Raw genomic sequence first — 18,912 nt, forward strand, 5'->3', positions numbered from 1 at the left:
GGCGTATTGACCCCTGCGGCGGCCTGAAGAATGATGAACTGCCGGTCTCCGCAGGCTGTGCGCGGGCCGCGGCGCATCGCTTTTGCACCGGCCCTGCGGGGCAAGGCCCCGCGTTTTCGTGTCCGCTCTGCGGCGTTTTTTGCGCGGCGCTTGCGGCGGTTTTTTCAGGTAATTTTCAGCAAGGGCACATAAAATAGAAAATGGTATATCGTCGGCAGGGGAGCCGCGCTTTCGAGGGCGGGTCAACTCCTCGACCCTGTGGCTCCGGCGGCCGCGTCCCCGTACCCCGCAGGGGCCGGCGGTCTCGGCGGCCCCATTTCTTTCAGCAGCGAAAGAAATGGGGGAAAGAACGCCGCCCAAAACCAATGGTTTTTGGATTTCCTTTGCCCGATTTAAATGCGGCAGGAAAAGGTTCCACAGGGAATCGGCCACGAGTCTACCCCCGCTGCCGCTGACAAGGTGGGCGGTGGGACTTGATGGGCCTACCGGCTTGGGCGATTATCAAATCGCGCACTTGCCGCCAGCGGCGGCAAGTGTAGGTGCGGCCCGCTGGGACGCGGGAATATAAAAATTACGCGGAGTGTAAAGATGTTTCACTGTACAGCGCGGAAGTAGAAAGTTTTCGTGCGGAACGTGGGAGCGGCAGCGATAAGAGGATCGTAAGTGATTCGTTGTACGACGATGTGCAGCATTTGGGTTTTCGCGGGGTACGCGGCGACAGGTTTTTGACGTACCCCAACCGCGCAGGAAGTCTTGAAACCTGCGGTTTCAAGCAGCGTTTTTGGTCACTTTTGGGGCTGCGGCCAAAAGTGAGCCGCGCTTCCGAGGGCGGGTCACCTCCTCGACCCTGTGGCTCCGGCGGCCGCGTCCCCGTACCCCGTAGGGGCCGGCGGTCTCGGCGGCCCCATTTCTTTCAGCAGCGAAAGAAATGGGGGAAAGAACGCCGCCAAAAACCAATGGTTTTTGGATTTCCTTTGCCCGATTTAAATGCGGCAGGAAAAGGTTCCACAGGGAATCGGCCACGAGTCTACCCCCGCTGCCGCTGACAAGGTGGGCGGTGGGACTTGATGGGCCTACCGGCTTGGGCGATCATCAAATCGCGCACTTGCCGCCAGCGGCAGCAAGTGTAGGTGCGGCCCGCTGGGCCGCGGGAATATAAAATTACGCGGAGTGTAAAGATGTTTCACTGTACAGCGCGGGAGTAGAAAGTTTTCGTGCGGAACGTGGGAGCGGCAGCGATAAGAGGAGCGTAAGTGATTCGTTGTACGACGATGTGCAACATTTGGGTTTTCGCGGGGTACGCGGCGACAGGTTTTTGACATACCCCAACCGCGCAGGAAGTCTTGAAACCTGCGGTTTCAAGCAGCGTTTTTGGTCACTTTTGGGGCTGCGGCCAAAAGCGACCCGCGCCCGCGGGCGCGGAACTCTCTCTGTTGGTGACATGGAGGAAAAACGAACGGGCCATCGAGGACGCCGGCCCCTACAAAGGGTTAGGCGAAAGTGCGCCGGTATCTGGCGGTGCGTCGATGCGGGCTGCCGGGGACGCCGGCCCCTACGGGAGCGAGAGCGGGGCCGTCAGCAAATTTGAGAACATCAGCAAACGAACAGATATATCCACGAGCCGCGCAGGAGCGCGAAGCATTCCTTTGAAAATGACCGGAAAAGAGCAATAGCATAAAAACAGTAGAATATCACGACAAAACAGTAGAATATCACGACAAAACAGCAGAATATTACCACCACAAAAACGACAAGGAGGGGAGAGCGATGGAAGGATTCATCCGGCAGCTGCTGACGCTGCCGCAGGTGCAGGAGCTGACGGCGGGCATCAACGGCCGCGAAAAGCACAGCGTGGTGACGGGACTCTCCCCCGTGCAGCGGGCGGCCGTGGCGGCGGCTGCGGCGGAGCAGACCGGCAGGCCGCTGCTGATGCTGTGCGCCGATGAGCAGGAGTGCGCCCGGCAGGCCGCCGATCTGCGGGCCCTTACCGGTCAGGAGCCGGTGGTGCTGCCGGCTCGGGAATGGCAGCTGCGGCCTGCGGCGGCGTACAGCCGCCAGTGGGAGTACCGGCGGCTGTGGGCTCTGTACCGGCTGGCGCAGGAAGCGCCCCGCGTAATGGTGGCCACGGCGGCGGCCATGGCCCAGCTATGCGTGCCGCCGGAGGTGCTGCGGCAGACCGCCTTCACGCTGGAGGTGGGGCAGCAATACGACGTGACAGCGTTGACGGCACAGCTCACCGCCGCGGGCTACGTGCGCTCCCAGCAGGTGGAGGGCGCGGGGCAGTTCGCCCTGCGGGGTGGTATTCTGGACATCTTCTCACCGGGGCCGGAGCGGCCGGTGCGCTGTGAGTTCTTCGACGACGAGCTGGACAGCATGGGCGACTTCGATGTGTCCACCCAGCGCCGCGTGGAGAACCGGCAGGCGTTCACGGTGCTGCCGGCGGGAGAGGTGCTGCCGTTCCATGATGCGGACGCGGCGGAGAGCGCCGCCCGGCGGATGGACGCGGCGGTCAAGCGGCTGGCGAAGAAGGAGAACGCCGCGGCCCTGCGGCAGCGGCTGGAGGAGGACGCGGCGGCTCTGCGGCAGGGGGTGACGCCCCCGGGCGGCGACCGGTATCTGGCGGCGGTGTATCCCGATGCGGCCACGGCCTTCGACTATCTGCCGGAGGATTGCCTGATCTGCGTCAGTGAGGCGGGACGGGTACAGGAGGCGCTGAAAGCCTTTGTGTGGCAGGTGAAGCAGGACGTGACGGCGTCCATGGAGGCGGGGCTGATGGCCGGCGCCTTCGGGCGGCTGACGCTGACGGAGAACGAGACGGCGGCGGAGCTGGAAAAATTTCCCGTGTGCCAGATGGAGAGCCTGCCTACCAGCCGGTATCTGACGGCGCCGCAGCTGCTGCTGGACATCCCTGCCAAGCAGCTGGCCAGCTACGGCGGCAGTCTGGAGACGGCGGCGGCAGACATCGTACACTATCTCACCACGGGCTACGGCGTGCTGGTGCTGTGCGGCGGCGAGGTGCGGGCGCGGAACATGCAGCAGCTCCTGCGGGAGAAGAAGATCCCCGCGGCGCTGGCGCTGGACGGCGCGGCCGTGCCTCAGCGGGGGCAGGTGTGCATCACCGTAGGCGCTCTCAGCGCGGGCAGCGAGTGGCCGGCGCTGAAGCTGGCGGTGCTGACGGAGGGGCAGCTGACTCAGGCTCTGTCCGGCAGCCGGAAAAAGCCCCGTGCCGCCAAGGCGGACAACCGGCAGAAGCTCCAGTCCTACACCGATCTGACGGTGGGGGATCTGGTGGTACACGTACACCACGGCATCGGCCGGTTCGCCGGTATGATCCGGCTGCCGGTGGACGGCATCGAGAAGGACTATATCAAAATCAACTATGCAGGCAGCGACTGCCTGTATGTGCCGGCCACATCGCTGGATCTGGTGAGCAAGTACATCGGCGGCGGCGACGAGGCGGCGGAAAAGACCAGACTGAACAAGCTGTCCGGCGACCAGTGGGCCAAGACCACGCGGCGGGCCAAGGCGGCGGCCAGAGATCTGGCGGAGGGACTCATCAAGCTCTACGCCCAGCGGCAGCGGCAGGCGGGCTTCGCGTTTTCACCGGACTCCCCGTGGCAGCAGGAGTTTGAGGACTCGTTTCCCTACACGGAGACGGAGGACCAGCTGGCGGCTATCTGCGACATCAAGCGGGATATGGAGAAGCCGTCGCCCATGGACCGGCTGCTGTGCGGCGACGTGGGCTACGGCAAGACGGAGGTGGCGCTGCGGGCGGCCATGAAGTGCATTCTGGACGGCAAGCAGGCGGCCATTCTGGTGCCCACCACCGTGCTGGCCCAGCAGCACTATGCCACGGCTATCGACCGGTTCCGCGCCTTCCCCGTGACGGTGGAGGTGCTGTCCCGCTTCCGGACGCCGGCACAGGTGAAGGACGTGCTGGCCAGAGTGAAGGAGGGCAGGGTGGACCTGCTCATCGGCACCCACAAGCTGCTGGCTAAAAATGTGGAATTCAAGGACCTGGGGCTGCTGATCATTGACGAGGAGCAGCGCTTCGGCGTGACCCACAAGGAAAAGCTGCGGGAACGGGCGCGGCAGGTGGATACGCTGACGCTGTCCGCCACGCCCATTCCCCGCACGCTGAACATGGCGCTCAGCGGTATCCGGGACATGAGCACCATCGAGCAGCCGCCGCAGGACCGGCAGCCGGTGCAGACCTACGTGCTGGAGCACGACTGGGGCATTCTGAGCGAGGCCATCCGGCGGGAGCTGGACCGCGGCGGGCAGGTATACTACCTGTACAACCGCGTGGAGAGCATCGATTCCACCGCCTCCCGCCTGCGGCAGCTGCTGGGAGACGGTGTGGTGGTGGAGACGGCCCACGGCAAGATGGCCGAGGGCGAGCTGAGCCGCGTCATGGGGCGCATGGCCCAGGGCGACATCCAGGTGCTGGTGTGTACCACCATCATTGAGACGGGCATCGATATCCCCAACGTCAATACCCTTATCATCGAGGACGCGGACCGCATGGGGCTCAGCCAGCTCCATCAGATCCGCGGGCGCATCGGGCGGTCCAACCGCCGGGCCTACGCCTATCTGACGTTCCGCGTGGGGAAGGTACTGACGGAGGTGGCCGCCAAGCGGCTCACCGCCATACGGGAATATGTGGAGTTCGGCTCCGGCTTCAAGATCGCCATGCGGGATCTGGAGATCCGCGGCGCAGGCAATCTGCTGGGACCGGAGCAGTCGGGGTACATGATGTCCGTGGGCTACGACATGTACCTGAAGCTGCTGAACGATGCGGTGCTGGAGCAGCAGGGGCGCGGCGCGGAGGTGCGGACGGAGTGCTCCGCCGACCTGACGGTGCCGGCCTACATCCCCGAGGGGTACGTGCCCGCCGCCGAGCAGCGGATGGATCTGTACCGCCGTATCGCCGCCCTGCGGACACCGGCGGACGAGGCCGATCTGATGGACGAGCTGCTGGACCGCTACGGCGATGTGCCCAAGCCGGTGACGGCGCTGCTGAACGTGGCCATGCTGCGCGCGGCGGCCATGGAGACGGGTATCACCGATATCACCCAGAAGGGGCGGCAGCTGATCTTCAGCTTCGACATGCGCATCGAGCCGGCGGCGCTGCTGGCGGTGTGCGGCATGGCGGGCTACCGCGACCGGCTGCAGCTGGCGGCGGGGGCGTCGCCGAAGCTGACGCTGTTTTTACAGCCCAGGGAGGACGCATTGGACGCCGCTGGCGGCCTTGTGGAGCAGCTGCGCTTGCAGCAGAACGAATTACAATTACAGGGGCAGCAGCCCCAAGAAGGAGGAAATGAACCATGAAAAACAACTGGGTGCGTTTGATCGCCGGTGTGCTGGTGTCCGTGGCACTGGTAGGAGCCATCTCCCTCACCGGCGGTATGAAGAAGGGCAGCCGCACCGACGGCCTGCTGTACGAGGCCAGCGGGCTCCATCCCGACGGACAGCTGCTGCTGGTGAACGGCGAGACCGTCACCTGCGAGGAGTACCTGTACTGGCTGGCCTACGACTGCGAGTACCTGAGCACCTATGTGCAGGGCATCGACTGGAGCACGGAGCTTACCAGCGGCGTCACCTACGGCGACTATGCCCAGACCGATACGCTGGAGACGGTGAAGCTGTACAGCGTGGTGCGGGCGTGGGCCGAGGAGGCCGGCATCACCCTGACCGATGAGGATCAGGAGGCGCTGGACGCCCAGCGGCTGGAGTATGTGACGTACTACGGCGGCGAGGAGGCCTATCAGCGGCAGCTGGCTATCCAGGGTATCAGCGAGGAAGCCTATGACCACATTCGCGAGACGGCCTATCTCTATCAGCGTTTGCAGGACGCCTTCTGCACTGAGGGCAGCGCTCTGTATCCCGACGGCGCGGCGCTGGCGCAGTACGCTGCGGACAACAACTATCTCACCGGCCGCGTGGTGTTCGTACCCGCCGGTGACGGCGCAGAGGACGAGGCTAACGGCTATCTGAAGCGCCTGCAGGAGGCCGAGGACAAGCTGGCCGAGCACGCCGCCATCTGTCAGGAGCGGGAGGTGGACCAGCAGGACAGCATCACCTTTGCCGCCGCGGAGGGTGACGCGCTCAGTGAGCAGGCGCTGGCCCTCCAGACCGGTGAGCTTACCGGCGTGGTGGCTCTGGACGAGGGATACTACATCTTCCTGAAGGAGGACACCGATCTGTCCGCCGTGCTGCCCGCCTATTTCAGCAGCCTGCTGGCGGACCGGAGAGCCACCGCCAACGTGGTGTTCAATGAGGACCTGTACAGCACCATCGACACCGGCGCGTTCTATGAGAAGCTGGTGGCTCTGCGCAGCGAGGCGGCCCAGGAGCCTGCACAGGCTCAGCAGTGAGCCATGTGTCCGTCAAAATGACGGAAAGGGCAGGGGCTGAAATGGACCTTTTGACGATTTTTTAACAAAGTTGCATTTAGTGGTTGACTATTGTTAAAAAGTTGACTATCATAGCCGTAGACATCCGTTATCCGATGCTGTATAATAAGCTTAATTTTTATAGGAGGTAACTTTTCATGAAAGACCTGTATGTTGTCAACTGCTGCAGAACCGCTATCGGTTCCTTTGGCGGCTCCCTGAAGAACACTCCTGCCGCCGAGATGGGCGCGATCGTGGTCAAGGAGGCTCTGAAGCGTGCCAACGTTGCTCCCGAGAACGTGGATGAGCTGATGTTCGGCTGCATCCTGACTGCGGCACAGGGCCAGAATGTGGCGCGTCAGGTTTCTATTAAGGCCGGTATCCCCTACTCCGTGCCTGCCTATACCGTCGGCATGGTCTGCGGCTCCGGCATGAAGTCCGTCATCGAGGGCGCACGCTCCATCCTGGCCGGTGATTCCGACATCGTGGTCTGCGGCGGCACCGAGAACATGAGCGCCGCTCCCTATGCCTCCATGGACGCCCGCTGGGGCGCTCGTATGGGCGACAAGAAGCTGGTGGACACCATGATCAAGGACGGTCTGTGGGATGCCTATAACAACTATCACATGGGCACCACCGCCGAGAATATCAACGACATCTGGGGCATTACCCGCCGCGAGCAGGACGAGTTCGCCGCCGCCTCCCAGCAGAAGGCCTGCGCCGCCCGGGATTCCGGCCGCTTCGACGATGAGATCGTGGCCGTCCCCGTGAAGGTGAAGAAGGAGATCGTGGAGTTCAAGCGCGACGAGTACGTGAAGGAAGGCGTCACCGCTGACAGCATCGCCAAGCTGAAGGGCGCGTTCCCCGTGGGTCCCGAGTCCCCCAATCCTCAGGTGGTACACACCTTTGAGGTCACCGGCGCACAGGATGCTGCCGATAAGGGCACCCAGCGTGTCACCGCCGCCAACGCCTCCGGCATCAACGACGGCGCTGCCGCCATCGTGCTGGCCTCCGGCGAGGCTGTGGAGAAGTACGGTCTGAAGCCCGTGGCCAAGCTCATCGGCTGGGGCCAGGGCGGCGTGGATCCCAAGATCATGGGCGTGGGCCCCGTGGTGGCTTCCCGCAACGCCATGAAGAAGGCCGGCGTGACCATCGACGATATCGATCTGGTGGAGGCCAACGAGGCCTTTGCCGCCCAGTCCATCGCCGTGGCCCGCGAGCTGCACTTTGACATGAGCAAGGTCAACGTCAACGGCGGCGCTATCGCTCTGGGCCACCCCGTGGGTGCTTCCGGCGCGCGTATCATCGTCACCCTGCTGCACGAGATGCAGAAGCGTCCCGAGGCCAAGAAGGGTCTGGCGACCCTGTGCATCGGCGGCGGCATGGGTACCGCTGTGGTGTTTGAGAAGTGCTGAAGCACGACTGAAGGTACATAAAAAGATCAGGACCGCGAAAGCGGTCCTGATCTTTTTATGCCTCCGGCGGCCCTATTTCTTCCGGCAGCGGAAGGGGGATGCTCCGTGCCCTCGGGCACGGGTCACTTTTGGCCGCAGCCCCAAAAGTGACCAAAAACGCTGCCTGAAACCGCAGGTTTCAAGAATTCCTGCGCGGCTGGGGTGCGCTGAAAACCGTGGCCGTGTACCACGCGAAAACCAAGATAGTGCGGATCGTCGTACAACGAATCGCGTGCGGTCCTCTTGTCGCTGCCGCTCCTGCGTACCGTGCGGAGGTGCGCTGGTCTACCGCCGTGGGCGAAAGGCTGTCGCGCCGGAGTGCGAAATATTCCTTTGGCAGGAGAATGAAGAATGGGCTGCTGGACCCGCGGGAGGTTATGTGCGCGGCTGGAGAACGATGGGACCGTGCTGCTTTTCGTATGCGGCAATACAGTCGCGGATCAGGATATTGATCTGGCTGTTGGCGGAGCGCCCCTCGTAATCGGCCACGATGTGCAGTTTATCCAGCACAGCGTCATCAATGCGGATAGAAAGACTTTTGATAGCCATAAAATCACCCCATAATAAGCAAATTTTATGTTTATTTTAGATATGCCATATGCTATAATGGGCGAAGTGAACGCATAATATATCTAAAACGCGTTCGCTAAGAAAGGAAAAATATATGGCTGACTATCAGAAAATGTACCACGTACTGTTCGCGGCGACGGAGGATGCGCTGACGCTTTTGGAGGAAAATATGGGGGCATGCGGAGAATTGGGGGTGCCTATGCGGGTGAGACTCCTCCTGGAGGAAGCACAGCGGGCATGTGAGGAAATATACATAAGCAGCTGAAAAGGACGCCAGAAGGCGTCCTTTTCATGCAATTTTCGGTGGGGCCGTGCCTGCGGGCGCGGGTCACTTTCTTGGCCGCAAGAAAGTGACCAAAGAGCGGCGTCTGAGGGGGAGAATCCCAATCCCCCAACCGGCCAAAGGGAGCGGGACGTGCGCGTCCCCTCCCTTGGGGAACCCACCCCTCGGGGACGGGGGATGGGGACAGGGAGAATGGAGGCGGATGCAGATATGGCGAGGAGCGTAAAGTACCTTTACTATACAGGGCGCGAGGGGGGGAATTTCCGTGCGGGACGTGGGAGCGGCAGCGGGGAGAGAAGTACAAGTGATTCGTTGTACGACGATTTGCAACATTTGGGCTTTCGCGGGGTACGCGGCGGCGGGTTGCGGCGTGGGCAGGCGCGCAGGAAGTCTTGAAACCTGCGGTTTCAAGCAGACCTTTTGGTCACTTTTGGGGCTGTGGCCAAAAGTGACCCGCGCTCGGGGGCGCGGAATATCCCCTATCGGAGGTGCGGAGGAAAATCGTCGGGCCGTCGAGGACGCCGGCCCCTACGGGTGCGTCCATCGGGATGCGGTCAAGCATCGGGGCGCGGGCGGGGGGGCGCCTATTGGGGCAACGGCCGTTAATGAAATGGGATGAGCGGTAAAAACGACAACAAAATGTATAATACGACAGAAAAATCACCCTGCGTAGCGGATACGCAGGGTGATCCGGTTTTATTCCTCGAAGCGGACCACGTCATTGGGCGTACAGCCCACGATACGGCAGAGCTTTTCCAGCGTGACCATGGTGATGTTCTTGTTCTTCTTCAGGGAATCCAGCGTCTTGTTGTCGATGCCGCCCTTGAGAAGCTGGTACTGGGACACGCCATTTTTGCGCATGGTATCCCACAATGGACGATAATCAAAAATGGCGTTCACCACCCTCACTTGCTGCTGTTTCCATTATAGGGGAAAATAAAAAAATCTATATTGTGGATATAGTCACAATGTGTTACAATGGAAGCAGGGGGTGTTAAAATGGCAGATCACAAAGCGATGTATCTGGCGGCGATGGATGCCATGGAGCAGGCCGTCCGGCTACTGGCGGAAGCGCAGCAGAAGTGCGAGGATCTGTATGTGGAGACAAGCGGCGAGGGGCCGGTGGTGCTGCCATGGAAACAGAAAGAAATTGCCAAAGAGTGACAACAAAATGTATAATACGACAGAAAAATCACCCTGCGTAGCGGATACGCAGGGTGATTTTGGGTGGCAGAGGTTCGTAAGCGCAGGGAACTTACTTCTTGATCTCGCCGTTGGCGGCGGCGGTGAGGTAGGCGTTGATAAAGCCGTCGATGTCGCCGTCCATCACGGCCTGGATGTTGCCCATCTCATAGCCGGTGCGGGTGTCCTTGGCCAGGGTGTAGGGCATGAACACGTAGGAGCGGATCTGGCTGCCCCACTCGATCTTCATCTGGACGCCCTTCAGGTCGCTGATCTTCTCGGCATGCTGCTGCAGCTTCAGCTCCGCCAGCTTGGCCCGCAGCATCTTCATGGCGTTGTCGCGGTTCTGGAACTGGCTGCGCTCCGTCTGGCAGAACACCACGATACCGGTGGGCAGGTGGGTCAGACGGACGGCGGAGGAGGTCTTGTTGATGTGCTGGCCGCCGGCGCCGGAGGAGCGGCAGGCCTGCATCTCAATGTCCTCGGGCCGGATCTCGATCTCGCTGTCATCCTCCAGCTCCGGCATGACCTCCAGCGCGGCGAAGCTGGTCTGACGGCGGGCATTGGCGTCGAAGGGGCTGACGCGCACCAGACGGTGGACGCCGTTCTCACTCTTCAGGTAGCCGTAGGCGTTTTCGCCCTCGATGAGGATGGTGGCGGACTTGATGCCCGCCTCGTCACCGGCCTCGTAGTCCATGAGCTGGTAGGTGTAGCCGTGCCGCTCGGCCCAGCGGGTATACATGCGGTAGAGCATCTCCGTCCAGTCCTGCGCCTCGGTGCCGCCGGCACCGGCGTGGAAGGTGAGGATGGCGTTGTTGCCGTCGTACTCGCCGGACAGCAGGGCGGCCAGACGGCGCTCGCTGATCTCCTTTTCCAACGTGTTGTAGCCCTCCACCACGTCGTCCAGCTGGGAGGGATCGTCTTCCTCCTGTGCCATTTCGCAGAGGGTCAGAGTGTCCTCCCACTCGGACACCAGCTTGTCGTGCTTTTTGATCTTGTGCTCCAGACGCTTGACCTGACGGCTCACCTGCTGGCTGCGCTCCAGGTCGTTCCAGAAGCCGTCCTGCTCCGTCTCCTTCTGGAGCTCGGCCAGCTCCTCGCGGGCTTTGGGGATGCCCAGCGCCTTCTCCAGCTCGCCCAGCGTGGGCTCCAGCGCCAGCAGCTTCTGCTTATACTCGTCATATTCAATAACGGCCATATATCGTATCTCCTTATGCTGTAAATTTCCTTAGCCTTACCATCTATCGACAAGGGCAGACGCGGTTTTGACGGGCAGAAATGCGCCCACACTGCGTCAAGTCCCTTGGCAATACGTCAGTATTCCCTGCGGGCCTTTTCTTGTTTGGACACATTTCTGCTCCGGCAAAACTGCTTTGCACCTGTCGGCGATGGATATTCGAGGGATTTTTGACTTTTGAGCCGCAGGCGGGCGCGCGCCCGCCAAGGCGAAAAGGGCAAAAAGCACCGGAAAGACGCGCAGACAGGCGCGCTTGCCCTTGTGGATAGATGGTACTATTATAACAAAAAACAGGTATTTGTAAAGGGGGCAGTCTTGCTGTGGGAGAGGGGATGTGGTAAGATAGGGCGCAGAAAGCGAGGGATGACGGATGCGTATCGCACTGGCGCAGATGAAAAATCAGGGGAGCGTGGAGGCCAACCTGAATCAGAGCATCGAATGGATGCGGGAGGCCGCGGAGCATGGGACTGACCTGATCCTGTTTCCGGAGGTGCAGCTGACGGAGTTTTTTCCGCAGTATCAGGGGCAGGATGTGCGGAGGTACCGGCTGGGGCTGGAGTCGCCGGAGGTGCAGGCGTTCCGGAAGGCCAGCAGAGAGTGGAACATCTGGGCATCGCCCAACGTCTATCTGGAGGAGAACGGAAAGGCGTATGACGCAAGTCTGCTCATCGGATCGGACGGGCAGATCGCGCCGGAACGGGGCGGAGACCGGGACGGGGGAGCGCCAAAAGTCTTTCCGGAAAATTAACTGCTTTGTTACAATTTGGCACTTTTCCTTTGGGGCGGTTTGTACTATAATACGTAGTCGGGAAAGTCTGCCCTTCCCGCCGCAGGCAAGGGGCCTGCGCAGAGAAAAATGATTGAGGAGAGCTTTTATGAAACGTATCATTTCGATGCTGCTTGCCGTGATGTCCGTGGCAGCACTGACCGCCTGCGGCCAGCAGAAGGACACCGCAGTGGACGCCCAGGGCCTGGCCAAGGCACTGGTGGAGAAGGTATCCTTTGAATCCGAGCTGACCGCCATTTCCGACGAGGAGCTGGGCTACTACTTCCAGCTGCCCGAGGGCTGCACGGCGGCGGCCTATATGTCCTCCGGCTCCACAGCCGAGGAGGTATTCGTCATCCAGTGCAAGAGCGGCGATGACGCGGCGGCGCTGCGGGCGTCCATGCAGGAGTTTCTGGACAGCCAGAAAACCGAGATGGAGCGGTATCTGCCCGCCGAGGTGGACCGCATCAACAGCGCGATCTTTGAGACCTACGGCACCTGCGTGGTGCTGTGCGTCAGCTCCGACACCGACACGGCCCGCAGCGTCATCAAGGAGTATGTGAAGTGAGCGGCCGGAGATACAGCGGACGGCACTATCGCCGCCGCAGAAGTCCCGTGCCGGGGATCCTGCTGCTGATCGTGGCGGCGGCGCTGGTGCTGGGTGCGCTGGCCATCTTTACGGATGTGTTCAAGAAGGACAGGCCCGCCGACAGGGCGGACGACCCCGCAGTGACCCAGCCCGACGATACGCAGAAGCCCGACGATGCCCAGCAGCCCTCCGGCGGCGCCGACGGGCAGGACGGACAGACCGGCGGCGATACCCAGCAGCCGGATAACAGCGGCAGTCAGACCGGCAGCAAGACGCTGGATACCATCACCACCGACGCCACGCCCTACCAGTCCGGCGGCGTGTATATCGTGGGGGATACCGGCTTTGAGATGTACAACTATGTGGACAGCCTGGCCAAGAACTACGGCGAGATCGTGACCTCCGTGGCCGATCAGCTGTCCGGCGTCAGCACGGTGTACGCGCTGGCGGTGCCGCTGTCCAGCGGCATCACGCTGCCGGACGCGCTGTACAGCGATATTCCGGGCAGCGATCAGGCCCAGGCGGAGAAGGATATTCTGGCCGCTATGGGGAAGAATGTGAAAACGGTACCCCTTCACGATGTGATGATGTCTCACCGCGGGGAGTATATCTATTTCCGCACCGACCACCACTGGACGGGGCTGGGCGCGTACTACGCCTACCGCGAGTTCTGCGGCGCCAAGGGCGTGACGCCCCACGCGCTGTCGGAGTATGAGGTCAGCCAGTACGACGGGTTCCTGGGTTCGTTCTACAACGACGGCGGGAAGCCCGACGCCATGAAGAACAACCCCGACGTGGTGACGGCGTACCATCCCATCAGCACCGAGGCGCGGATGCAGTACGGCAAGTCCGACAGCGACCTGACCGCCGGCAAGATCATCTATGACGAGTCCGAGGCATCGGCGGGCCTGAAGTACGGCGCGTTCATCATGGGCGACAACCCCTACACCGTGATCAGCAACCCCGATCTGTCCGACGGGTCCAGCTGCGTAGTGGTGAAGGAGTCCTTCGGCAACGCCTTCGTGCCGTTCCTGGTGGATCACTATCAGACGGTGTACGTCATCGACTACCGCTATTACAGCGGCAGCGTGGTGGATTTTGCCAAGACCAATAAGGCCACCGACGTCATCTTCGTCAACAACCTGTCCGCCATCCGCGGCAGCTATCAGATGGGCAAGCTGGCGGGCGTCAAGTAACGCAGGCAAGCATATATAAAGATGGGGCAGGTCCGCCTGCCCCGTTTTTCAACTATCGAGCAAAGGAGCCGACACATGGTTTTCAGCAGTACCACGTTCCTGCTGGCGTTTCTGCCGCTGGTGGGCATCCTGTACTTCATCTGCCCCAGAAAGCTGCGCAACGCGCTGCTGCTGGTGTTCAGCCTGCTGTTCTACGGCTGGGGCGAGCCAAAATATATCCTCATCATGCTGTTCTCCACGGTGTTCGACTACTGCAACGGCCTGGCCATCGGACACTTCCGCGCCGCGGGGAAGCCCAAGGGCGCCAAGGCGGTGCTGGTGGTGTCCGTGGTGGGCAACCTGAGCATTCTGGGATTCTTCAAGTATACGGATTTCGCCATCACCAATCTCAACGGTCTGCTGGGTACAGCTATCCCCGCGCTGGGGCTGCTGCTGCCCATCGGCATCTCGTTCTACACGTTCCAGACCATGAGCTATACCATCGACGTGTACCGGGGACTGGTGCCGCCCCAGCGGAACATCATCGATTTCAGCGCCTATGTGACGCTGTTCCCTCAGCTCATCGCGGGGCCCATCGTCCAGTACAAGACGGTGGCCGCCGATCTGGAGAACCGGAACCGCGAGTCGCTGGCAGGGGCCAGCGCCGGTATGCAGCGGTTCGTCATCGGCCTGGGCAAGAAGGTGCTGCTGGCCAACCAGATGGGCGCCGTGTGGGAGGAGATCGCGGCCATGTCCGCGCCCTCCGTGGTCACGGCGTGGCTGGGGGCGCTGGCATTTACGTTCCAGATCTATTTCGATTTCTCCGGCTATTCCGATATGGCCATCGGCCTGGGCAGGCTGTTCGGCTTCCGGTTCCTGGAGAACTTCAACTATCCCTATGAGTCCCGCACCGTGACGGAGTTCTGGCGGCGGTGGCACATCAGCCTGTCCACCTGGTTCCGCGAGTACGTCTATATCCCGCTGGGCGGCAACCGGAAGGGACTGGGGCGGCAGCTGCTGAATATCGCCATCGTGTGGTTCCTGACCGGACTGTGGCACGGGGCCAGCTGGAACTTCGTGCTGTGGGGCGTGTACTACGCGGCACTGCTGCTGCTGGAAAAGACGTTCCTGCTGCAATGGCTGGATCGTGTACCCGCCGTGGTGGGGCATATCTATACCTGCCTGTGCTTTATCCTGGGCTGGGTGCTGTTCGCCATCACGGACTTCGGGAAGCTGGGGGCCTATCTGGGCCACATGTTCTCCGGCGCGTTCTTCGACAGCGGCGCGGCCTATCTGCTGCGGAGCTTCTGGCTGGTGCTGGTGCTGGCGGTCATCGGCTGCACGTCCCTGCCCAGGCAGCTGTGGGGCCGGTGGGAGGCAGGCATGAAGCCCGCCGTGTCCGATGGGCTTCGCACCGTGTGGATGGTGCTGGTGCTGCTGGTGTCCGTGGCGTTCCTGGTGGGCGACAGCTACAACCCGTTTTTGTATTTCCGGTTCTGAGGAGGGGCGAACATGAAACGAAATATGCTGGCCCCGCTTATCGCCATCTGCGTCATTCTGCTGGGACTGTCGGTGGGGAGCTTCTTCTTCACGCCGGATCGGGCTTTTTCCGAGAATGAGAACCGCTATCTCCAGACCACGCCGGAGCTGACGGCGGACAATGTGCTGTCCGGCAAGTTCATGACGGAGGTGGAGAACTACACCAGCGACCAGATCCTGCTGCGGGACTTCTGGACCGGCGCACGCTCCGCCCTCCAGCGGCTGGAGGGGCGGCAGGACATCAGCGGCACATATCTGGGAGCGGATGGCCGCTACTTTGCCAAGGTGACGGACGATACCTTCAACTGGGACAACTACCAGAAGAATCTGGCGGCGGTGGAGACGTTTTTCACCGCCAACGATGGTAAGCGCTGTACGGCGCTGATCGTGCCCAGCCCCGCCGGTGTGCTGCGGGACAGTCTGCCCGAGGACGCGCCGTATTACGACGAGGACAGGGCGTTTGCCATGCTGGAGGAGCATCTGGGGACGGCGTTTGCCGATGCGCGTCAGGCGCTGGCCGGTGTGGCCGACCCCTACTACCATACGGATCACCACTGGACCACGGCGGGAGCACAGGCGGCCTACCATATCTGGGCGGAGGCCACGGGGCACACCGCCCGCAGCTATGCGCTGGTGCAGGCCACGGACCGGTTCCGCGGGACGCTGTACTCCAAGGTGCTGCTGCCGGACAGCGTGTACGACGAGGTGGACTACTGTCCCGACATCACCATCGAGTCCGCCGACTGCGACGGGACGGTGACGGATTCGCTGTACGACATGACGGCGCTGGAGAAGAAGGACAAGTACGAGCTGTTTTTAGGCGGCAACTATGCCAAGGCGGTGCTTCGCACCGGCGTGGAGAACGGGAAGCACCTGCTGCTCATCAAGGACTCGTTTGCCAACAGCCTTGTGCCGTTCCTGTGCGGCGACTACGAGACCATCACCATGGTGGACCTGCGGTACTGCCGCGAGAAGATACAGCCGCTGGCCGATGAGGCCGACGATGTGCTGGTGCTGTACGAGATCACCAACTTCGCTGCCGACGGCAATCTGTTCAAGCTGAATCTGAAATGAGACAACAAAAAAAGATGACCGGCATATGCCGTGTGCCGATAAGACAGTAATCTGAGAAAACTACAAAATCGGCAACTGCGAAACAGGATTGGACAACAAAACAGGCGGCACTCAACTTCGGTTGGGTGCTGCCTGTTTTTGTACATCTAATGGTTGAGAATCACCTGTTTTTTGCGCTGAAAAGCAAGGACAGCGAAAAGGGTGAAATAGTTATCGCCTCTGTGCGGTTCTTTTGTGAAACAGCGAATCGCTGCATAGCGGATACCGTTCGCTGGGGAGTGCGTATATTTGCGGTCAAGCAAAATACCCCTCAAAACCGTAAAGTCGATAGATAGGTATTTCGATGCAGAGTATGATTGACACTGTTAGAATCGAAAAATCAGATTTTAGCACAAAATAATATTGCTAAATGGCGATAACTTCCGTCGCGCCTATTGAAAATAGAATGATTGCTGTGCTATGCTGTGTGTACACACGAACGAGTGGGCACGTTTGACGATCTGATCTACAATAACCTGCTGACGTATGCCGTCATCGTTTTGAATGGCGATTCAAAGGCGCATCTCGAAGTGGTCACGGAATATCAGCCTTTAGATCAGGCTCAATTATTATCATGAAGCAGACGATTGGAGAGATACCATATGACGATCAACTGTGTATGGGAGCATAACGGCAGAGACACCTTGCTTTATGCGGTGGATTTTGTAGGTGCATACACCCGCGGAGAAACATTGGAAGCCGCTGTCCGGAAAATGCAAGCAGAAATATGCTCTTATCTCAAATGGTGCGGCAAAAAAGCAGTAACAAGCATGGATATCGCCATCATCGAAGAAAAGGTTTCCGAGCTTGCGATCTGCGATGCGGACTCTGATGTGCTTTTTGAAAGTGAAAAAGCACCGCTGACAGCAGAAGAATATAAAAAGTTAAAGGCACTTGCGCTGAAATCAGCGCAGGATTTTCTTGCCTTGTATGATTCTGTTCCCGATAAGAATGCAACGGCTGCTCCCGAGCGCAAGACCTTTTACGGCAAAGTTCCGCGCTCAGCTGATGAAATGTACGAGCATACAAAGAATGTGAATACATATTATTTTGCGGAGATTGCTGTGGATGCCGATCATGACGGCAACATATACGAATGCCGCAAGCGGGGATTTGAATCGCTTGAATCTAACCCTGATTTTCTGCAAAATACCGTCAGAAAAGGCAGCTATGGTGAGGATTGGTCCCTGCGTAAAGTCCTGCGCCGTTTTATCTGGCATGACCGCATTCACGCCAAGGCAATGTATCGAATGGCTACAAAAGTTTTTGGTGCGGAGAGCATTGAAAATCCGTTTTACTTTTTTGAGGAAGGAGTTTTAACATAATGGCAAGAACCGAAACGGTTGAATTTACAAATATGTGCATGATCTGTGATGGCAGCCGAGTTGTCGTGATCGACCGGAAAAAACGGGACTGGCCGGGCATCACCTTCCCCGGAGGTCATATAGAGCCGGGAGAATCCTTTACGGATGCCGTGATTCGTGAGGTGCAGGAGGAAACTGGACTGCATATCCGTTCTCCCCAGCTCTGCGGTATCAAAGGCAGAAGGTACATATCGAGTACGACCTTGTGGGCTACATTCCCGTGGATGAGCTGCTAAAAGCGGAACAGGCATGACCGAGATCATGCCTGTTCCAAGAAATTTGATTTTACTGTCTTACCAGCAGGGAGCCATATGCGGTCATCTTTTTTTGTTGTCTCAGAAGTCCACCACGCCGTCCAGTACCCGGAGGTCGTAGGGCTCGAACACCACCTTGCGGTAGGCGTCCACGTCCATCTTCACGCCGGTCCAGTCGCTGTGGATGTCGCCGTTCTGCTTGATGAGGATGTCGTACAGAATGTCGTAGGTCACGCCGTCCTCGCCGGTCTCCACAATGGTGGAGTAGGGCAGGGTCTTGTGGTACGTCATGTGCAGGCCCTTGTATACAAAGTGGAAGCCGTTGCGCATGCGGCAGCCGTCCAGACCCTTGTAGGTGAACAGGCGCTTCAGGTCCTGCAGGATCTTGTCGTTGTCCTCCTCATACAGGTTCTCCGGCGTGGTCTCCGTGTAGTCATAGCGGAACTGGATGGGGATGTTGTAGGGCAGGAAGCGCTCCACATAGGCAGGGAGCCTGTCCGCCGGATAGTGCTTGTAGAGCACGCAGTTGATGCGGGTGGGGCAGGCAATTTTGCCCAGGATCTCATCAGGGCTCTCCTCCACGTAGTGTACCAGATGGCGGGAGATGTTCATGCAGGTGATCTTGTGCTTGTTCCGCTCCGTAAAGGCCAGCATCTCGTCAAAGGTGGTGGTCTCCTGGGCGGGGAAGGTGGTGTTGATATACACCTTGTGGGTGGTAGGAATGGCGTCCAGCATCTGCTGCAGCGCGTTCAGATCCGCCAGCGGCTCGCCGCCGGTGAATACAAAGTCGCAGCGGGGCGTGATAGCGTCCATGGTGCGGATGCTGGCGAGGATCTTCTCCAGACTGAAGCCGGTGCAGTCCGCGTATTCCTGTTTGTTGATGCAGAAGGGGCAGTGATTCTGACAGTCGTAGGGGACGAACACCGTTACCGTGGCGCCGCCCTCCCGCGTTTTATAAGGATGGGTCATGTCTCTGATAACCTCTCATGTG

General features: G+C 60.1%; 17 protein-coding genes. 13 read left to right on the top strand and 4 right to left on the bottom strand.

Annotated features, from left to right (window positions below; translation table 11 throughout):
- Positions 1-1,767 precede the first annotated feature (1,767 nt).
- The 3 genes from mfd to ACZM22_RS02710 all read left to right on the top strand — a co-directional run bounded on the left by mfd (position 1,768) and on the right by ACZM22_RS02710 (position 7,810).
- Positions 1,768-5,331, top strand: a complete 3,564-nt coding sequence (mfd, locus tag ACZM22_RS02700) for a transcription-repair coupling factor (RefSeq protein ID WP_489543001.1) — start codon at positions 1,768-1,770, stop codon at positions 5,329-5,331.
- Positions 5,328-6,377 (top strand): hypothetical protein, encoded by a 1,050-nt coding sequence (locus ACZM22_RS02705; RefSeq protein WP_489543002.1) that lies wholly within the window; start codon positions 5,328-5,330, stop codon positions 6,375-6,377. The genes mfd and ACZM22_RS02705 overlap by 4 nt, the downstream gene beginning before the upstream one ends.
- 176 nt (positions 6,378-6,553) lie before the next feature.
- Complete coding sequence (locus ACZM22_RS02710) at positions 6,554-7,810, top strand: acetyl-CoA C-acetyltransferase (RefSeq protein ID WP_489543003.1); 1,257 nt, start codon at positions 6,554-6,556, stop codon at positions 7,808-7,810.
- 414 nt (positions 7,811-8,224) lie between these two features.
- Here ACZM22_RS02710 and ACZM22_RS02715 read toward each other — a convergent pair whose 3' ends face one another.
- Complete coding sequence (locus ACZM22_RS02715; RefSeq protein ID WP_489543004.1) at positions 8,225-8,398, bottom strand: type II toxin-antitoxin system antitoxin; 174 nt, start codon at positions 8,396-8,398, stop codon at positions 8,225-8,227.
- 115 nt (positions 8,399-8,513) lie between these two features.
- Here ACZM22_RS02715 and ACZM22_RS02720 point away from each other — a divergent pair, with 115 nt between their 5' ends.
- Positions 8,514-8,684, top strand: a complete 171-nt coding sequence (locus tag ACZM22_RS02720) for a hypothetical protein (protein ID WP_489543005.1) — start codon at positions 8,514-8,516, stop codon at positions 8,682-8,684.
- Positions 8,685-9,398: 714 nt separating this feature from the next.
- On the opposite strand, the gene ACZM22_RS02725 is transcribed toward ACZM22_RS02720, so the two are convergent.
- Positions 9,399-9,563 (bottom strand): helix-turn-helix domain-containing protein, encoded by a 165-nt coding sequence (locus tag ACZM22_RS02725; RefSeq protein ID WP_483267946.1) that lies wholly within the window; start codon positions 9,561-9,563, stop codon positions 9,399-9,401.
- A 138-nt stretch (positions 9,564-9,701) separates the two neighbouring features.
- On the opposite strand from ACZM22_RS02725, the gene ACZM22_RS02730 reads away from it, so the two are divergent.
- A complete protein-coding gene (locus ACZM22_RS02730; RefSeq protein WP_489543006.1) occupies positions 9,702-9,866 on the top strand; it encodes a hypothetical protein in 165 nt (54 codons plus the stop codon).
- Positions 9,867-9,957: 91 nt separating this feature from the next.
- Here ACZM22_RS02730 and prfB read toward each other — a convergent pair whose 3' ends face one another.
- A complete protein-coding gene (prfB, locus tag ACZM22_RS02735; RefSeq protein ID WP_489543007.1) occupies positions 9,958-11,082 on the bottom strand; it encodes a peptide chain release factor 2 in 1,125 nt (374 codons plus the stop codon).
- A gap of 409 nt (positions 11,083-11,491) precedes the next feature.
- Here prfB and ACZM22_RS02740 point away from each other — a divergent pair, with 409 nt between their 5' ends.
- From ACZM22_RS02740 to ACZM22_RS02775, 8 genes are all read left to right on the top strand, one after another.
- Complete coding sequence (locus tag ACZM22_RS02740) at positions 11,492-11,869, top strand: carbon-nitrogen hydrolase family protein (protein ID WP_489543008.1); 378 nt, start codon at positions 11,492-11,494, stop codon at positions 11,867-11,869.
- Positions 11,870-11,996: 127 nt separating this feature from the next.
- Positions 11,997-12,455 (top strand): DUF4358 domain-containing protein, encoded by a 459-nt coding sequence (locus ACZM22_RS02745; protein ID WP_489543009.1) that lies wholly within the window; start codon positions 11,997-11,999, stop codon positions 12,453-12,455.
- Positions 12,452-13,672 carry a DHHW family protein gene (locus ACZM22_RS02750; protein ID WP_489543010.1) on the top strand — a complete coding sequence of 407 codons (1,221 nt, stop codon included), beginning with the start codon at positions 12,452-12,454 and terminating at the stop codon, positions 13,670-13,672. Before ACZM22_RS02745 ends, ACZM22_RS02750 begins: the two co-directional genes overlap by 4 nt.
- Positions 13,673-13,747: 75 nt before the next feature.
- Positions 13,748-15,151, top strand: coding sequence for an MBOAT family O-acyltransferase (locus ACZM22_RS02755; RefSeq protein WP_489543011.1), 1,404 nt, complete (start codon positions 13,748-13,750; stop codon positions 15,149-15,151).
- A gap of 12 nt (positions 15,152-15,163) precedes the next feature.
- Positions 15,164-16,264, top strand: coding sequence for a DHHW family protein (locus ACZM22_RS02760; protein WP_489543012.1), 1,101 nt, complete (start codon positions 15,164-15,166; stop codon positions 16,262-16,264).
- 482 nt (positions 16,265-16,746) lie between these two features.
- Positions 16,747-16,881, top strand: coding sequence for a DUF6061 family protein (locus ACZM22_RS02765; RefSeq protein WP_489543013.1), 135 nt, complete (start codon positions 16,747-16,749; stop codon positions 16,879-16,881).
- 24 nt (positions 16,882-16,905) lie between these two features.
- Complete coding sequence (locus ACZM22_RS02770) at positions 16,906-17,628, top strand: hypothetical protein (RefSeq protein ID WP_489543014.1); 723 nt, start codon at positions 16,906-16,908, stop codon at positions 17,626-17,628.
- The gene (locus ACZM22_RS02775) at positions 17,628-17,903 is read left to right on the top strand and encodes an 8-oxo-dGTP diphosphatase (protein ID WP_489543015.1); all 276 of its coding nucleotides are present in this window, start codon (positions 17,628-17,630) and stop codon (positions 17,901-17,903) included. The genes ACZM22_RS02770 and ACZM22_RS02775 overlap by 1 nt, the downstream gene beginning before the upstream one ends.
- A 99-nt stretch (positions 17,904-18,002) precedes the next feature.
- On the opposite strand, the gene ACZM22_RS02780 is transcribed toward ACZM22_RS02775, so the two are convergent.
- Positions 18,003-18,890 (bottom strand): 4Fe-4S cluster-binding domain-containing protein, encoded by an 888-nt coding sequence (locus ACZM22_RS02780; protein ID WP_489543016.1) that lies wholly within the window; start codon positions 18,888-18,890, stop codon positions 18,003-18,005.
- Positions 18,891-18,912: the final 22 nt, after the last annotated feature.

The sequence above is a fragment of the Vescimonas sp. genome, from assembly GCF_057856985.1.

What these genes read in the sequence shown, in the direction of transcription:
- mfd (WP_489543001.1), top strand. Translation starts at nt 1,768, where the DNA reads ATGGAAGGATTCATCCGGCAGCTGCTGACGCTGCCGCAGGTGCAGGAG.
- ACZM22_RS02705 (WP_489543002.1), top strand. Translation starts at nt 5,328, where the DNA reads ATGAAAAACAACTGGGTGCGTTTGATCGCCGGTGTGCTGGTGTCCGTG.
- ACZM22_RS02710 (WP_489543003.1), top strand. Translation starts at nt 6,554, where the DNA reads ATGAAAGACCTGTATGTTGTCAACTGCTGCAGAACCGCTATCGGTTCC.
- ACZM22_RS02715 (WP_489543004.1), bottom strand. Translation starts at nt 8,398, where the DNA reads ATGGCTATCAAAAGTCTTTCTATCCGCATTGATGACGCTGTGCTGGAT.
- ACZM22_RS02720 (WP_489543005.1), top strand. Translation starts at nt 8,514, where the DNA reads ATGGCTGACTATCAGAAAATGTACCACGTACTGTTCGCGGCGACGGAG.
- ACZM22_RS02725 (WP_483267946.1), bottom strand. Translation starts at nt 9,563, where the DNA reads ATGCGCAAAAATGGCGTGTCCCAGTACCAGCTTCTCAAGGGCGGCATC.
- ACZM22_RS02730 (WP_489543006.1), top strand. Translation starts at nt 9,702, where the DNA reads ATGGCAGATCACAAAGCGATGTATCTGGCGGCGATGGATGCCATGGAG.
- prfB (WP_489543007.1), bottom strand. Translation starts at nt 11,082, where the DNA reads ATGGCCGTTATTGAATATGACGAGTATAAGCAGAAGCTGCTGGCGCTG.
- ACZM22_RS02740 (WP_489543008.1), top strand. Translation starts at nt 11,492, where the DNA reads ATGCGTATCGCACTGGCGCAGATGAAAAATCAGGGGAGCGTGGAGGCC.
- ACZM22_RS02745 (WP_489543009.1), top strand. Translation starts at nt 11,997, where the DNA reads ATGAAACGTATCATTTCGATGCTGCTTGCCGTGATGTCCGTGGCAGCA.
- ACZM22_RS02755 (WP_489543011.1), top strand. Translation starts at nt 13,748, where the DNA reads ATGGTTTTCAGCAGTACCACGTTCCTGCTGGCGTTTCTGCCGCTGGTG.
- ACZM22_RS02760 (WP_489543012.1), top strand. Translation starts at nt 15,164, where the DNA reads ATGAAACGAAATATGCTGGCCCCGCTTATCGCCATCTGCGTCATTCTG.
- ACZM22_RS02770 (WP_489543014.1), top strand. Translation starts at nt 16,906, where the DNA reads ATGACGATCAACTGTGTATGGGAGCATAACGGCAGAGACACCTTGCTT.
- ACZM22_RS02775 (WP_489543015.1), top strand. Translation starts at nt 17,628, where the DNA reads ATGGCAAGAACCGAAACGGTTGAATTTACAAATATGTGCATGATCTGT.
- ACZM22_RS02780 (WP_489543016.1), bottom strand. Translation starts at nt 18,890, where the DNA reads ATGACCCATCCTTATAAAACGCGGGAGGGCGGCGCCACGGTAACGGTG.